Annotated in this window: 14 protein-coding genes; 5 read left to right on the top strand and 9 right to left on the bottom strand. The window is 58.7% G+C overall.

Translation table 11 applies throughout. The features are described from left to right. Positions 1-16 precede the first annotated feature (16 nt). From phoB to EHN06_RS18450, 4 genes are all read right to left on the bottom strand, one after another. Entirely contained in the window at positions 17-709 is a 693-nt protein-coding gene (gene phoB / locus EHN06_RS18465; RefSeq protein ID WP_127333951.1) for a phosphate regulon transcriptional regulator PhoB, read from the bottom strand. A gap of 323 nt (positions 710-1032) precedes the next feature. Then, positions 1033-1920 (bottom strand): 4-hydroxybenzoate octaprenyltransferase, encoded by an 888-nt coding sequence (gene ubiA, locus EHN06_RS18460; protein WP_127333950.1) that lies wholly within the window; start codon positions 1918-1920, stop codon positions 1033-1035. 79 nt (positions 1921-1999) lie between these two features. After that, complete coding sequence (locus tag EHN06_RS18455; protein ID WP_127333949.1) at positions 2000-2554, bottom strand: chorismate--pyruvate lyase family protein; 555 nt, start codon at positions 2552-2554, stop codon at positions 2000-2002. Next, positions 2535-3092: a hypoxanthine-guanine phosphoribosyltransferase gene (locus EHN06_RS18450; RefSeq protein ID WP_127333948.1), complete on the bottom strand. Its 558-nt coding sequence runs from the start codon at positions 3090-3092 to the stop codon at positions 2535-2537. Before EHN06_RS18450 ends, EHN06_RS18455 begins: the two co-directional genes overlap by 20 nt. A 264-nt stretch (positions 3093-3356) precedes the next feature. On the opposite strand from EHN06_RS18450, the gene rubA reads away from it, so the two are divergent. From rubA to EHN06_RS18435, 3 genes are all read left to right on the top strand, one after another. After that, on the top strand, positions 3357-3524 hold the full coding sequence (rubA, locus tag EHN06_RS18445) for a rubredoxin RubA (protein WP_127333947.1): 168 nt from the start codon (positions 3357-3359) through the stop codon (positions 3522-3524). 43 nt (positions 3525-3567) lie between these two features. Beyond that, positions 3568-4722, top strand: a complete 1155-nt coding sequence (locus tag EHN06_RS18440; protein ID WP_127333946.1) for an NAD(P)/FAD-dependent oxidoreductase — start codon at positions 3568-3570, stop codon at positions 4720-4722. A gap of 69 nt (positions 4723-4791) precedes the next feature. Then, positions 4792-5652, top strand: a complete 861-nt coding sequence (locus tag EHN06_RS18435) for an acyl-CoA thioesterase (protein WP_127333945.1) — start codon at positions 4792-4794, stop codon at positions 5650-5652. Between the two features lie 2 nt (positions 5653-5654). Here the strand turns inward: EHN06_RS18435 and EHN06_RS18430 are convergent, their stop codons facing one another. The 3 genes from EHN06_RS18430 to EHN06_RS18420 form a co-directional block, all read right to left on the bottom strand. Beyond that, positions 5655-8222, bottom strand: a complete 2568-nt coding sequence (locus tag EHN06_RS18430) for an EAL domain-containing protein (protein WP_127333944.1) — start codon at positions 8220-8222, stop codon at positions 5655-5657. 108 nt (positions 8223-8330) lie between these two features. Then, positions 8331-8777 carry a flavodoxin domain-containing protein gene (locus EHN06_RS18425; RefSeq protein ID WP_127333943.1) on the bottom strand — a complete coding sequence of 149 codons (447 nt, stop codon included), beginning with the start codon at positions 8775-8777 and terminating at the stop codon, positions 8331-8333. Positions 8778-8838: 61 nt separating this feature from the next. Continuing rightward, positions 8839-9945 (bottom strand): GGDEF domain-containing protein, encoded by a 1107-nt coding sequence (locus EHN06_RS18420; protein ID WP_127333942.1) that lies wholly within the window; start codon positions 9943-9945, stop codon positions 8839-8841. 249 nt (positions 9946-10194) lie between these two features. Between EHN06_RS18420 and EHN06_RS18415 the strand changes: the two genes are divergently transcribed. Continuing rightward, positions 10195-11754, top strand: a complete 1560-nt coding sequence (locus tag EHN06_RS18415; protein WP_127333941.1) for an inorganic phosphate transporter — start codon at positions 10195-10197, stop codon at positions 11752-11754. 133 nt (positions 11755-11887) lie between these two features. Continuing rightward, positions 11888-12154 (top strand): hypothetical protein, encoded by a 267-nt coding sequence (locus EHN06_RS18410; protein WP_127334508.1) that lies wholly within the window; start codon positions 11888-11890, stop codon positions 12152-12154. Between the two features lie 214 nt (positions 12155-12368). Here EHN06_RS18410 and panP read toward each other — a convergent pair whose 3' ends face one another. Both panP and EHN06_RS18400 read right to left on the bottom strand, forming a co-directional pair. Next, positions 12369-14048 carry a pyridoxal-dependent aspartate 1-decarboxylase PanP gene (gene panP, locus EHN06_RS18405; protein ID WP_127333940.1) on the bottom strand — a complete coding sequence of 560 codons (1680 nt, stop codon included), beginning with the start codon at positions 14046-14048 and terminating at the stop codon, positions 12369-12371. A gap of 225 nt (positions 14049-14273) precedes the next feature. Further along, on the bottom strand, positions 14274-14705 hold the full coding sequence (locus EHN06_RS18400; RefSeq protein ID WP_228257352.1) for a DUF503 domain-containing protein: 432 nt from the start codon (positions 14703-14705) through the stop codon (positions 14274-14276). Positions 14706-14780: the final 75 nt, after the last annotated feature.

Genomic DNA, 14780 nt, shown 5'->3' with positions numbered 1-14780 from the left:
ACCGGGTGCTCGTTGATTATGCGGCCTTGGTTGAAAACCGGTATCCGGCACCACGGACGGTTTGAATCAAATGGTCGTGCTGGTCGCCCAGGGCTTTGCGCAAACGGCGAATGTGTACGTCAACCGTCCGTTCTTCCACGTAGACGTTGCCGCCCCAGACCTGATCCAGTAACTGTGAACGAGTATATACCCGTTCCTGGTGGGTCATGAAGAATTGCAGCAACCGGTATTCGGTGGGCCCCATGTTGAGGGCGCCTTCTGCCGTGGAGACGCGGTGGCCGATAGGGTCGAGGGTCAGGCCTTCAACTTCGATCGGGGTATCGACGCCGGGGGGCGTGGCGCGGCGCAGGACAGCCTTGAGGCGGGCGACCAGTTCCCTTGGCGAAAACGGCTTGGTGATGTAGTCGTCGGCGCCGACTTCCAGGCCCTGAATCTTGTTGTCTTCTTCGACCTTGGCGGTCAGCATGATGATGGGGATGTCGGCGGTGGCCTCTTCTTTCTTGAGGCGTCGGGCTAGTTCCACGCCGCTGGTGCCGGGCAGCATCCAGTCGAGCAGGACGAGGTCGGGTTGTTTGTCGACGATCAGGGCATGCGCTTCGCGGGCGTCCGATGCCTCAAGGTAGTCGTAGTCCGCCATTTCGAGGGCCACGGCGATCATTTCGCGGATCGGGGCTTCGTCATCGACGATCAGGACAGTTTTTCCAGTCATGAGCATTAACCTGTATCAGACCTAGTATTGTTGCTGCTTCATTACAACGCCCCAGTGTTACAAGTATATGACACAAACTGCTTTTGGCTTGGGAAGATGTGCCGGAGTGGGCCGGGCCTCCACAAACACGCCGTGAACCCCCGCAAGCGGGTCCGGCCCGCAATCGCAGATTGCGGTCGTTCGGCGGCGCATGAAGCTTCGCTTCATAGACGCTTGCCTCACCCCTGGGGGCTCCGCATTGCCATCCCTGGCAATGCAGGGTTTGTGGAGGCCCGGCCCACTCCGGCACGCCAAGCTTGTTCGGGCCTTCCGAGATTTGCTGATTACTGGATGAGCAGATCGATCACCAGCCCGGTAAACACCGCAAACCCCGCCCAGTTGTTGTTCAGGAACGCCTTGAAACACCCCTCCCGTTCGCGGAACCGGGCCAGGTACTGTTGGTAGCCGAACAGGCCGGCCATGGCGAGTACGCCCAGGTAGTAGATAATGCCCAGTTCCGCCTGACCGCCGACCATCACCAGTATGATCACCACCAGCGCCTGGAGGAAGCCGATGATGGCGCGGTCGGCGTCGCCGAAGAGGATGGCAGTGGATTTGATGCCGATTTTCAGGTCGTCGTCACGGTCGACCATGGCGTAGAGGGTGTCGTAGGCCACTGTCCAGAGGACGTTGGCGGTGAACAGCAGCCAGGTCAGTTGGGTGAGTTCGTTGGCCTGTGCCGCCCAGGCCATGGGGATGGCCCAGGAGAAGGCGGCGCCGAGGAACAGTTGCGGCAGGTGGGTGTATCGCTTCATGAAGGGGTAGATGAAGGCCAGGACCACGCCGCCGAAGGACAGGTACAGGGTCAGCGGGTTGGTGAACAGCACCACCATGAGGAACGCCGCCAGGGAGAGGCCAAGGAACAGCGCGACCGCTTCCCAGGCATCGATACGGCCGGAGGTCAGGGGGCGGTTTTTGGTGCGTTTGACGTGGCGGTCTACCTTGCGGTCGGCAAAGTCGTTGATGGCACAGCCGGCGGCGCGCATGAGGAACACGCCCAGGGTGAAGATGATGAGGTTACCGATACTGGGCGCGCCTTCGGCCGCCAGCCACAGGGCCCAATAGGTGGGCCAGAGCAGGAGCAGGCTACCGATGGGGCGGTCCAGGCGCAGCAACTTGGCGTAATCGGCCAGTCGGCTCTGGATGTGGTCGGGCATGGCATTCAGCAGCATAGGGCGTGGTCCGGGTTGTGATGTCTGGCTTCTGTGCGGGGATTATAGCCAGCGGAGGTCGGGGGATTAAAGGCTGGTTTCAGTGACAGAAGCGTGGCAGGAAGTATTCGCCCACCAGCAGGGCCTTGTCGCCGCTGTAAAAACGGGAGCGGCGTGCGACCGGGGGTTGTGCCGGATGGTTGGTGTGGCAGACGCCGGTTTCGAACGGGCCACGTTGCCACAGTGGGTTGCTGAACAGCCAGGCACCAAGGGGTTTGCGGCCGAGATGGCGCAGGCACCGGCCAGCGCCAGCGAGGGTGGCCAGGGGAATGATGGTGCGGGCCAGGACCCAGGGTTCGCCATCGCCACACAGGTGGACTTCCCGGACCCAGGCGTACTGGCGTTCCGGGATGTTCAGGGTGCGGGCCTCTTCCCGGGTTGGCAGGGCAAAGCCTTCACGAGTGACATCCACGTGGAATGAGCGGGTGCAGCGTAACTGCAGTTCCCGCGTCAGCGATCCTTCCACCTGCAGCCAGTAACGTGCAGGGCCATGCACTGTGGGGTTGCGAAGCCCTGCTGCCGCCAGCGACCGGTACCAGTCAGTGGGCGGGATGGCCAGGGCCTCTGCCCGGTGATTAAAGCCCTTTAACGGCATAAATTCCGGGAGCGTTGCGCCAATAACCTTTGTAGTCCATGCCGAACCCGAACAGGAAGCGGTCTTCCACTTCCAGTCCGGTGAAATCGGCTTTCAGGTCCGGGTGGGCCTTGCGGTCGTGTTGTTTGTCGACCAGAACGGCGGTCAGAACTTCCTTTGCGCCATGGGCCCGACAGTAATCGGCAATGGCGCACAGCGTGGTGCCTTCATCCAGAATGTCATCCACGATCAGCACTGTGCGGTCCTGCATATCCGCTTCCGGGCGTAACTTCCATTCCAGGATGCCGCCAGTGGTCTCCTGCCGATAGCGGGTGGCATGAAGGTATTCCGCCTGAACCGGGAATTTCAGCAGTGGCAGCAGCTGGCCGGTCAGTATGAGGCCGCCGTTCATCACGCAGAACAGTAGAGGGTTGCTGTCTTTGAGGCGGTCAGTAATGGTGTCAGCGAGAGCGCGAATGGCAACCTGTACCTGCTGTTCATTGACCAGGCAATCGGCTTCACTCATTACCTGGTTCATTTCGGCGACGGTATCGGTCATAGCGGTCGGATCCTGTCGTAAAACGGGCGATTATACCGGAGGCAGCCGGCAGAAGGGAGGGGCTGTACCCTGGCATCACCATGGGTATTTGTGGCTATTGGCAGAAAAACCGCCGGGTAACTGTCCTGAGTGGCATTGGTCAATTCTTGAGGGGTGGGTATGATGGTGGCCCGATATGAGAAATGGGCAGTTGCTACAAAAGCTTGCGCGCATGATTGTCTGACAATTATCATTGCGCCCTGACAAAAATTGCGGAGAGAGATTATGAAAAAGTGGCAGTGTGTGGTGTGTGGCCTGATCTATGACGAAGCCGAGGGCTGGCCGGAAGACGGCATCGAGCCGGGCACCAAGTGGGAGGATGTGCCGGAAGACTGGGTGTGCCCGGATTGCGGTGTTGGCAAGGAAGACTTTGAAATGATCGAGGTTGGTTAACACCAGCACTTATATACAGGTTTAATATAGACGGAGAACAGGAATGACTACAGAAGCCCCTATCGTTATCGTGGGTACCGGTCTGTCGGGTTACTCACTGGCCAGGGAAATCCGCAAGCAGGACAAGGAAATCCCTATTGTCATGGTAACGGCCGACGACGGCTTCAGTTATTCCAAGCCGATGCTGTCGACCGGCTTTACCAAGGGCAAGGAAGCTGACGAGCTGGCCCAGGCGACGTCCGAGGCCATGATTGAGCAACTCAATCTCGATCTGAGGACCTACACCACGGTGACCGGCATTGATACCGAGGCCCATGAGCTGGTGACCGGCGATGAGCGCATCAGGTACAGCAAGCTGGTGTTGGCCTGGGGGGCGGATGTGATTCGGCTGTCGATCGACGGTGATGGTCAGGATCGCGTGTTCTCCATCAACGACCTGATGGATTACCGCGCGTTCCGCGAAGCGCTGGCTGGCAAGAAGCGCGTGGCTATCATGGGGGCCGGGCTGATTGGTTGCGAATTTGCCAACGATTTGCGCAACGGTGACTACGAAGTGGATGTGATTGCGCCCTCGGACACACTGATGCCGGGCCTGTTGCCGCCGCCGGCTGCCGAGGCGGTCAAATCCGAACTAACAAACCTGGGGGTGCGTTTCCACCTGGAAACCGTCGTGGACCGTATCGACCGCGAAGGTGACGGCGTGACACTGACGCTGGCCAATGGTGAGACCCTGCAGGCGGACCTGGTCATTTCCGCCGTCGGCCTGCGGCCGAGGATTGGTTTGGCGGAGGCCGCGGGCCTTGAAGTCAATCGGGGTATCAAGGTAAACCGGGCCCTCGAGACGTCCGCTCCGGACATCTACGCCCTCGGCGACTGCGCGGAAGTGGACGGCCATGTGCTGCTGTACGTCCTGCCGTTGATGGCGTGTTCCCGGGCGCTGGCAAAGACCCTGACCAGTGAACGGACCGAGGTGGCCTACGGCACCATGCCGGTGATGATCAAAACACCGTGCTGCCCCACATCCGTCTGTCCTCCGCCATCGGATGCGGACGGTGAATGGGAGGTTGAGCAGGACGGCACCAGCGTGAAGGCTCTTTTCAAGGCTGCGGATGGAACCGTTTTGGGATTCGCCGTTACCGGTAGTTATGCGGTGGAGAAGCAGGCTCTGTCCAAGGAAGTGCCGCCGATTCACGATTAAGCCTGTTGCGAAAATAGCCCGCTTGAGGTAGAAACCCATTCGTGAGCTAACGAATTAACAGGAGTGGGCATGCTTGAAGTAACCAGAAAGCTGGTGGATCTTCTGGATCTTTCGCCAATCGGGGACGATCATTTCCAGGGTGACAGTGAAGACCTTGGATTCCCCAATGTCTTTGGCGGCCAGGTGCTGGGACAGGGGCTGATGGCGGCCAGCCGCACTGTCGAAGGTCGGCTCCCTCATTCCCTGCATGCCTATTTCCTGCGTCCCGGCAACCACAGCATGCCAATCGACTATGAGGTCCAGCGGGTGCGGGACGGCGGCAGCTTTTCGGTGCGGCGGGTAATCGCCCGCCAGGGCGGCAAGGAAATCCTGACCGGCTCGGTATCTTTCCAGGTGGCGGAAGAAGGCTTCGAACATCAGTTTGACATGCCTGAGGCGCCAGATCCGGAAACTCTGAAGTCGGAGCAGGAGTACGGCGAAATGCTGGCACCCCACGTTCCGGAGCGGTTACGGGATAGCCTGACCCGTGAGCGGCCGATTGAGATCCGTCCGGTGGACCCGGTTAACCCGTTCAAGCCGGAAACCCGCCCGCCCCACAAACAAAGCTGGTTCAAAACCCAGGGCCACCTGCCGGATGACCCGGTACTGCACCGTTGTCTGTTGACCTATGCTTCGGATTTCTCGTTCCTGGGCACCTCTCTCAACCCCCATGGCGTCACCTTCATGAGCAAGAACATGCAGGTGGCGAGTCTTGATCATTCGATCTGGTTCCACCGGGATTTCCGAATGGATGAGTGGTTGCTGTACGACATGGACAGTCCGAGTGCGTCGGCTGGCCGTGGGTTCAACCGGGGTAACTTCTTTAACCGGAAGGGTGGCCTGGTAGCTTCCACCACCCAGGAAGCGCTGATTCGCAAGCGTTCCCGGTAGTGTCAGCCAATCTTGCGACTGGTATTGGACAGGGGGCGGCCAGTCGTTAGCCACACCAGCATCTCATCAATCGGCAGTGGCGGTGTCAGCCAGTAGCCCTGGATCATGTCACACCCCATGGTTTCCAGAAGTGCCGCCGTGTCTTCATCTTCGACCCCCTCTGCAACCACCTTATAACCCAGGGAATGGCACATATCGATGGTGGTCTGCACGATGACGCGGTCGCCGGGATGGGTGGCGATATCGGTGATCAGGGAGCGATCGATCTTGATTTCGCTGGCGGGCAGTTGCTTGATATAGGACAGCGATGAATAGCCCGAGCCAAAGTCGTCAATGGACACCGGGAATCCTGCCGAATGCAGGGAATTCAGCGCTTTCAGGGAGTTGGCCGGGTCCTGCATCATGGATGTCTCGGTTACTTCCAGCGTGAGAGCGCCGCGGTGGTTGTGATAGCGGCTCATCAATTGCTGAACAAACATCGGGAAATCCGGTTCTCTCAGGTTGTTGGGGGAAATGTTCACTGAAATGCTCAGTGACCAGCCCAGTTCCAGTAACTGGGTTCTCAGTTCCAGCGACTGCTCCAGTACCCAGCGGGTCAGAGGTTTGATCAGACCGGTTTGTTCGGCAATGGCGATCACTTTGTCTGCCCCTATGGCGGATTTCCGGCGTGGCCAGCGGATCAGCGCTTCCAGTCCAACAACCGCATGGGGTGCCAGTGACAGCTTGGGCTGCAGGTGAAGAACCAGCTCGTTGTTCTGCAGGGCCTGTCGTAGTTCAGAGGCCAGTGTCAGCCGGTCCGCGCTGTAGGAGTCGCGGGTGGGCTGGTAGTAAGCCAGGCCTCGATCACGGGCTTCGTTGGAATCCTGGGCAATGTGGGCCCGACGTATCAGCGAGTTGGTGTCCTGGGCATGCTCCGGGTAGATCGCCGTGCCTATCTGGGGATCCAGGGGTAACTGCATCCCCAGATAGTCAATTGGCTCGCGCAGTTCGTCGAGGCCTTGAATGATGGCTCGTGGTGCTGTGCTTAGCAGGGTTGCGTCGACGACAAAGCCGAACGTACCCGTTTCCAGCGAGGCCAGGTAGACCGAACGTTGAGCGGTGGTTTCCATGGCCTGTACCCCGGGCACTTCCCGCACAATGCTGTGGTAGCGGGTTGCGGCCAGTTCAATCAGCCGATCGGTATTGCGATGGCCAAGGGTTTTGGTGATGGCCTGAAGGTTGTTTAGATGAATCACCGCGATGGCGTACCGGTGATCCGGAATGCGGGTGATGAGATCATTGATCACCATCTCAAAACTGGTGCGGTTGGGCAGGCCGGTCAACGGATCGTGGAGTGCCTGGTCCATCAATCGCAGTTCCGCCGAGCGTCGTGCGGCCATCGCCCTCAGTTCCGCCTCCCGGGCGTGGAGCCGGTCTTCCCGCTCATTGTACAGTCGTTTTGCCAGGGCAATGGTCAACAGAATGGCCTCAAGGGCTGAGCCTACCTGCATGCCGTAGGTGGTCAGCCAATTGGTCGGCAACAAGCCGTATTTGTTGGACGCGGTCAACATGGTACCAAGGATCAGCAGCCCCCAGGCAGCAGTGAAGTAACCGGCCTGGGGGTTGCGTTTTAGCCACTGCACCGGACCAATAATGAAGAGAAAGAGGAAGCCGGGCAGTGCCAGAGTCACGGATGACTTGATGGACGCGTTGTACTCCAGCACGAAGGTGCCGAGGATGGCGAGCAGGCTGAGCCCGCTGAAGAACATCAGCAACAGATCGGTTCTGGGCGCGGTATCGCGAAGGCGAAGGAACGAGCGGGCGAACAGCAGCGCAAACAGCACAGCCATCGGCACGGCGATCAGCATTGTCTGGTTGTGGAGCCAGGGATTGTCTGGCCAGAAGACCTGGAACGTCACCCCGCGAAGGGTGGCCATGAGAAACAGATAGCTGAAGGTGGACAGCACATAGAAAAGGTAGGTGGCTTCCCGTAGTGCCAGGAAAATGAACAGGTTAAAGAAAATGGTGGTGATCAGAATGCCGTAGTAAAGGCTGTGCAGCCGGTCCTCAGTCGTGAGGGCATCGAACAGGGCGTTCTGCTCCCAGAGCCTGATTGGCACCTGGTGAGCGCCGCTGGTCTGGACAGAGAGCAGGATTTCATAATTAACGCCGGGGTCCGTGGTGTAGGGGATCAGGAAACTCGGGTGGGAGAGTGGCCTTTGTGAAAACGGCAGGTGGTCCCCGGTCTTTACGGTCTGGACAGGCTCACCGTCAGCTATCAGGTAGAAGCCAACGTAGTCCAGTTGCGGATAGCTTATTTCGAGCACGTGATTGCCAGGCTCGCTGTCCACAGGGATGCGATACCAGTAATGGTCGGTCACGTACCCAAAGTTTGGTGTCTCTTCCGACAACAGTTGCCAGTCCGGGCGGCCGAGGAGTTCCGTCAGCGCGCTGTCCCCTGCCGCCGGAGCCTTCAGAAAGGCAATGGCTGGTTGCGGTAGTCGGGGGGAGGCCGATGGAGCTGCCTGGACGCCGGCGGCCACGATGATCAATGCGCCCAGAAGGGCGACGAGCAGAACAGTATGGCGCACAAAATACCAAGCTTGTTATGTTTGTTCCCCGCAGTATGGCCCCAGCCGCGTCGCCGCTCAAGACCGGATTGGGATATTTCCGGTGAGCTGCCAATTCAGGACACGAAACTACAGAGTGTTGATCCAGTCCCGTGTCCAGGGCAGGGCTTCGAGCTCCGGTTCCGCTGTTTCCAGGGCGTCAATTCGCAGGGTGTTACCCACTTTCCTTGCGGCGGTTTCGTATAGCGCCTCTTCCAGCAGTTCTCCGGCGCCACAGAAAGTGTCTCCGTATGAGCTGTCGCCCAGCACGATCATCCCGAATGGGCGCCCGGGTTGTTGCGGTAGTTGTTCCCGCAATGCCAGATAAAAAGGCAGCAGGTTGGGGGGCACCTCGCCCTGGCCGGTGGTGGAGGTACAGACCAGCAAGGCATCGTCATTGCCGGTAATGTCATCAAGGACCGGATTCTCCAGGACGGTGACCGTGTGACCCTCGGGCTCGAGCCTCTTCTTGATGGCCCTTGCTGTCATCAAGGCCCCGCCGTAGACGCTACCGACCAGTATTCGTATTGCTGTCATGGTTCAACCTGTTCATCATTTTGGCGCCCGATCATAGCGGCTGACGGGTGCTGTCTCAAGGTCAGGTCGGTGAGCTGTTTGCGTCGTCTCTTCCCCCCATACGTACCCGGGGGGCAACTTGATTACGACCGGCCTCTTTCGCGGCGTATAGATGAACATCGGCTTGTTTCAGCAGTGCGTCCACTGATCCGGCCTTGGCAATAGAGCAAACCCCTGCGCTGATAGAGATCGGCAGGCGCTGTCCGCGGAACAGGAAGGCGTGGTTGGATACTTCCGCACGAAGGCGTTCGGCGAGTGAGAGCGCCTGCAGCAGGGAGGTATCTGGCAGCAACAGCAGGAACTCTTCTCCGCCCCAGCGGGCGGCGATATCTGACTGGCGAATGATTCGGCGTGTGAGTTCGGAAAAGGTTTTCAGCACTTCGTCGCCGGCGTGATGGCCGTACTCGTCGTTAATGCTCTTGAACAGGTCCAGATCAATCAGAGCAATGGAAAAATGATGCCCTGAGCGTTGGTAGCGGGAGAATTCGGTGTCCAGTCTGTGTTGCATCTCACGGCGATTGGCAAGGCCGGTCAGTTCATCGGTACGTGCGGCGTGTTCATGGGTCCGGGCTAGTGTCATCAGCTCATTTCTGGCTTTCAGTCTGCTGGCCTCAAGCACAAAACAGAAGATGGACTCGAATGTCAGGGTGGCAAAGAAACGGATCTTGAAATCCAGGGTGTATTCGGTGCTGACCAGGGGGAGGTCCGGAAACAGAAAGACTGCCGCGGCAATCAGGTAGCAAAATAACAGAATGGCGGTCCCGGTCCTCAGGCTGGTCAGGTAGAACAGGAGAGGGGGGAAAACATAGAACCACAGCGGTCCGGTATTATTCTCGCCGCCGGAGGCAATGAGATAGGCAAACAATACACCAACGGTCGCGATCAGCCCGCCTTTTTGCATCGTCCGATTGCCTGTGTGAGCGAACCAGAGCATGTTGAGCGTGAGGGGAATCGCAAAGGCCCACAGTACGAAGGCGTGACCGACGTGGCCGAAGAGCCAGGCTTTGGCGCCAATACCCGCGAGGAACAGAATGGCCATCAGGGAAAGCCAGGTCAGAATCCGGGCTATCCGGATGTCCTCGGTTTCTTCGACGCCCCGATGACTACTGGAAGTACTCTGATCTTTCATTTAGGCCTTGATTGCTATTTTTTTATTTTTGATGCTTTTGTCGCCGATTATGAGTGAAATTGGCAGGGATTGGCACCATTTCTCCTGACTTTTCACAATGCTTGGCATTGTCGCCTTATGTTTCAATTTCATGTCAAAAAATTTATAGTTGCGGCGCAGTGTAGATTGGCCCAGGGAGGGCGTGATCTGACTGGCCGGGATGGCGCGACACGTTGCAACTCATTCAGCATCCATGAGACCTGATTTGTTATGGCCCCGAAAAGCGGATTTCTTGACACCCTCCTGACCAGTCCTTCAACCGAACGTTATCGGGTTGGTTTCAGCTTGCTGTTCCTGCTGGGTATCTGGCTGGTCGTTGGCCAGTTGAGCAGTGGTATGCCCAACAGCATGCTGTTGATGGCGGCCGCGGTGATCGGCGGTTATATGGCGATCAATATTGGTGCCAACGATGTTGCCAACAACGTGGGCCCGGCGGTTGGTTCCGGGGCCCTGTCCTTGGGCGGCGCAGTGTTGATTGCCGCCATCTTTGAGGCAGGCGGCGCTATCATTGCCGGTGGCGACGTGGTCTCCACGATCAAAGGGGGCATTATCGCTGCGGACAAGCTGGCGGATGTGAACGCCTTTGTCTGGTTGATGACGGCAGCCCTGCTGGCGGGTGCACTCTGGCTGAACCTGGCCACCTGGATGGGGGCTCCGGTATCCACGACTCACTCCATTGTTGGTGGTGTGCTGGGTGCGGGGATTGCCGCCGGAGGCTGGGGGATAGCCGACTGGGGTGTGATGGCCAAGATCGTTGCCAGTTGGGTGATTTCTCCGGTGATGGGCGGGGTGCTGGCTGCCCTGTTCCTCTTCGCCATCAAGAAGACCGTTCTCTATCGCCAGAATCTGATTCCCGCAGCCCGCACGTTTGTTCCCTGGCTGGTTGCCATCATGGCCTGGGCGTTCGGTACCTACTTGATGGTCAAGGGCGTTAAAAAGATTATCAAGGTGGATTTTCTCGAGGCCTCCCTGGTCGGTCTTGCAGTCGCCGTTGCGGTGTTTTTCGTCATGCGGATAGCGGTTGGCCGCCGCGCTGCGACGATGGAGAATAGCTCGGCCGGTGTGAATACCCTGTTTACCTGGCCACTGATTTTTGCCGCTGCGCTGTTGAGTTTCGCCCATGGCGCCAACGACGTGGCCAACGCTATCGGTCCTCTCGCCGCCATCAACGACGCCTTGTCTGCCGGGGCGGTAGTCACCGCTGCCGCGATACCGATGTGGGTCATGCTGGTGGGTGCGCTGGGTCTGTCGGTGGGACTGATGCTATTTGGCCCGCGCCTGATCAAAACCGTAGGCAGCGAGATTACCGAGCTGGACAAGACCCGCGCGTTCTGTATCGCGTTGTCTGCTGCGCTGACGGTTATCATCGCTTCCCAGTTGGGCCTGCCGGTCAGCTCCACTCACATCGCCATCGGTGGGGTTTTCGGTGTTGGCTTCTTGCGGGAGTATCTGAAATCCAATTACGCGACCCAGCTTCACAAGATCATGGAGCACCATGACGAAGCCGAGCAGGAGCGCCTGCGCCCGTTCCTGGATGATTTCCGTAATGCCTCGGTGGAAGAAATGGAAAACCTGCTCAAGGAAGCCAAGAAGAAAAAGCAGGTGCCCCTGTCCAAGAGCGAGCGCAAGCGCCTGAAGAAAATCTACCGGGAGGAAATGGTCAAACGCTCTCATCTGACCCGTATCGTCGCCGCGTGGATCATCACCGTGCCGGCATCCGCACTGATGGCGGCCACGCTGTTCTTCACCCTGCGCGGCCTGTTGATGTAATACCTGCCCATGCCTGCTTCAACAACGAAGCGGGCAGGGAATGTCCCCGGGCTGGTTGCAACCGGCCGAATTAGCCATACTATCTGTATGTTGAGGGGTGTCCCCTGAGCGTCAAACTATCCGGGAGTAAATGATGAGTTCGTCTGCCGAAAGCCGTCAGGCCCGCATGATCGATGAGCTGCGTGTGTTCATCAAGAAGGTTCTGAGCGACCCGACCATTGCGGTCAAATCCGTGGAAATCGCCCGCAAACACCGTCATGAGCCGAATGCCAATGAGGTGATTGCCAGGGAAATCAGCGCCAACACCACGATCCGTATCCCCGAGAACTGGAGCGAGGCGGATCACATGTTCCTGGATATCCTGCACGAGGTGCTGGATGACGAAGAGGCGCTGTATTAAGTCTGGAGCTAAAATCTGGTACCGCATGGGGCGGGAACACGTTTTAATACATGCTGTGTTCAATTGGCTGCGTTGATGCTCTGAGCGAGGGCCGGGGTGGCCTATCCAAAACCCTGCGGAGCCATGGATGGCGGAGCGGAGCGTACAGGGACGTATTCACAGCGTGTTTTGGATAGGCCACCCCGGCCCTTGCGGTGTTTGACCCAAAAGAAAATCAGGCCTGCCGTGCATCCGGTTGATGCTGTTTCAGCACGGCATTGGCCATCTGATGCAGGATGTTGATTTCGTCCTGAACCCCTTCCTCAGTAATCGCCAGTTCCCGCTGTTCCGCCAGAATGTCCTCCAGGATTTCCCGCGTGGTTAACGGATTAGCCAGCACGACCCGGAACACGATGCAAGGGAAGTGGAAGTAACGGGCTGGCTCCAGCCGGGTCCGGGAGACAAAGGCCTTGCCCCGCTCCCGCTGGGTTTTCTGGATGAACTTGGTGACGCGGTTCAGGCAGGCGTTCAGCTTTTCCGCCTGCAATTCATCCGCCAGCGCCAGTGCCTGCTGAACATCCTCCGGGCAGTAGCGATAGGTCAGGATGTTCAGTTCCGGTTTGGTGACCAGCTCGAAATCCGGTTGTTCGTTAATCAGGTCGGCAAAGGTCTGTGCCTTGTCGATGCCCTGATCGATGAGGATTTCGTAGCCTTCCCGTGCGAGGATTTTCAGGCCGGAATGGATCAGCATGGACATGCCCGGGCGGGAGCCTTCCAGCGTGGTGCTGCCGAGATCCCGTGAGCCTTTGCGGATGATGTACTGGGCGTGGTGTTCGACGGCACTGGCCAGGCTCGGGTCGCGGAAGACTACCAGACCTACGCCCATGGGAACGTAGAGCTGCTTGTGAGCGTCGAAAGTCACCGAATCGGCCTGTTCGATGCCTCTCAGCAGGTGCTTGTGGGTGCGGGAGAACAGCGTTGGGCCGCCCCAGGCCGCATCCACGTGGAAATGGGCGCCGAATTCCCGGGCGATGTCGGCCATGGCGTCCAGTGGGTCGACGTTGCCGGTCTCGGTGGTGCCGGCGATGCCACAGATGGCCATGATCTTGATTTTCTGTTTTTGCAGTTCCAGGCACTTGTCCCGCAGGGCATCGGTCTGGATGCGGTTATCATCGTCGGTATCCACCGGAATCAGGAAGTCTCGGCCCAGGCCGAGTACGTCGGCGGCTTTACGCAACGAGTAGTGGCCACGACGGGACACCAGTATGGCGGCACCTTCATGGCCGTAGTAGCGCAGCGCCCGGAACAGGCCTTCCTGATGGATGCCGCGGAAACTGCCCTCGGCCGGGAAGGCTCGGTTGCGGGCGACCCACAAGGCCGTCAGGTTGGCGACGGTGCCGCCGGAACACATGGCACCGAGGGCAAAGCGGGGGTCGTGCATCCACTTGCGGTAGAAGGCGCCGTCCTGTTCATACACCAGCCGATGGATCATGCCCAGAACCTGACGCTCCATGGGGGTGAACGCCTTGGAGGTTTCGGTCTTCACCAGGTTCTGGTTCAGGGCAATCATGATTTTTGACAGCGGCAGCATGAAGTAGGGTAGTGCCGAGGTCATGTGCCCGATAAAGCTGGGAGAGGCGGTATGAACGGAGTTTGCCACCAGCTTGTCGAGCAGGAACTGGGCCTGTTCGGATACAAACACGGGCTTTTCCGGAATGGCGTAGTCCGAGAAATCTTTTTCGACTTCGGACAGATCCCGTTCCACGGCCACAATGTGTTCCTGCAGGAAACCTGCAAGATTGCGGGAAATGTTCTGGTCGATACGACTCAGGGTGGATTCGGGGGCCTCGGGTACCGTGAATACACGGTACATGGCCTCAACCGAGGCCTGGGCGGATTTCTTCTTTCCGGTCATACGCGCCACACACTATCAAACGGTGGTCATCCGCCGGCCGGTTCCGGATGCCTGGCGGATACTTGATTCCGACGTTGGAACTTTGTCTTGCCCGGTGTCGCCCGGGCGCTCTGGCCTCCCTTATGGCCTCTGAGCCTTGGACTCTGATGACGCTTATTACGTTCATTAAAGGGAGCGTAGTATACGGCCTGGTGAAATCTTGTGCCACACAGGACAGGGTAGGTTTCAGAGAATCTCCCGGTGTACGTCCAGTATGGCAGCATCTATCCGCTCCTGGATGGCTTTTTCCACCTGGTCGAGGCGCTGGGTAATCTGCTGGGTAGAGCTACCCAGTGCGGCGATGGTCCAGGTGGCACAGTCCAGGGCGTCCTGGTCGGCGGTTTCTGCGACAGCCAGGTCCGTTTCCCGGCCCCAGACGGCTTTCAGGGCGGCGAATGCCTTGCGTTTGGCTTTCAGGTCTTCGCAGCCGTAGAGCTGGAAGTGCAGGGTGAGCACGCCGACGTGAGGGGTGATCACGGGTGTCGGGCGGGATTGGTTGAGCAGTTTTCTCAGTGCTTCAGACATGGTCTTTTCGGCTTCGGGTGCAGGAACCGATGAGGTGGCACTTTCCAAAACACGCTCCTTCGGCCCATCCATGGAGCGCTTGGGCTCCGCCATCCATGGCTCCGCACAGTTTTGGAAAGTGCCACCTCACCGGTTCTCGAACAGCTCGGCTGGATTCGTCTTCACCGG

The sequence above is a fragment of the Marinobacter sp. NP-4(2019) genome, from assembly GCF_003994855.1.
GTDB lineage: Bacteria > Pseudomonadota > Gammaproteobacteria > Pseudomonadales > Oleiphilaceae > Marinobacter.
Note: the sequence above shows the minus strand (reverse complement) of the source record. Positions and strands in the feature narration are given on the sequence as shown.

Excerpts from the sequence above, each read along its gene's own strand:
- EHN06_RS18440 (WP_127333946.1), top strand. The coding sequence starts at position 3,568 with ATGACTACAGAAGCCCCTATCGTTATCGTGGGTACCGGTCTGTCGGGT.
- EHN06_RS18450 (WP_127333948.1), bottom strand. The coding sequence starts at position 3,092 with ATGACCGATACCGTCGCCGAAATGAACCAGGTAATGAGTGAAGCCGAT.
- EHN06_RS18400 (WP_228257352.1), bottom strand. The coding sequence starts at position 14,705 with ATGGCGGAGCCCAAGCGCTCCATGGATGGGCCGAAGGAGCGTGTTTTG.
- EHN06_RS18435 (WP_127333945.1), top strand. The coding sequence starts at position 4,792 with ATGCTTGAAGTAACCAGAAAGCTGGTGGATCTTCTGGATCTTTCGCCA.
- EHN06_RS18455 (WP_127333949.1), bottom strand. The coding sequence starts at position 2,554 with ATGCCGTTAAAGGGCTTTAATCACCGGGCAGAGGCCCTGGCCATCCCG.
- EHN06_RS18420 (WP_127333942.1), bottom strand. The coding sequence starts at position 9,945 with ATGAAAGATCAGAGTACTTCCAGTAGTCATCGGGGCGTCGAAGAAACC.
- panP (WP_127333940.1), bottom strand. The coding sequence starts at position 14,048 with ATGACCGGAAAGAAGAAATCCGCCCAGGCCTCGGTTGAGGCCATGTAC.
- EHN06_RS18410 (WP_127334508.1), top strand. The coding sequence starts at position 11,888 with ATGAGTTCGTCTGCCGAAAGCCGTCAGGCCCGCATGATCGATGAGCTG.
- phoB (WP_127333951.1), bottom strand. The coding sequence starts at position 709 with ATGACTGGAAAAACTGTCCTGATCGTCGATGACGAAGCCCCGATCCGC.
- EHN06_RS18425 (WP_127333943.1), bottom strand. The coding sequence starts at position 8,777 with ATGACAGCAATACGAATACTGGTCGGTAGCGTCTACGGCGGGGCCTTG.
- ubiA (WP_127333950.1), bottom strand. The coding sequence starts at position 1,920 with ATGCTGCTGAATGCCATGCCCGACCACATCCAGAGCCGACTGGCCGAT.
- EHN06_RS18415 (WP_127333941.1), top strand. The coding sequence starts at position 10,195 with ATGGCCCCGAAAAGCGGATTTCTTGACACCCTCCTGACCAGTCCTTCA.
- rubA (WP_127333947.1), top strand. The coding sequence starts at position 3,357 with ATGAAAAAGTGGCAGTGTGTGGTGTGTGGCCTGATCTATGACGAAGCC.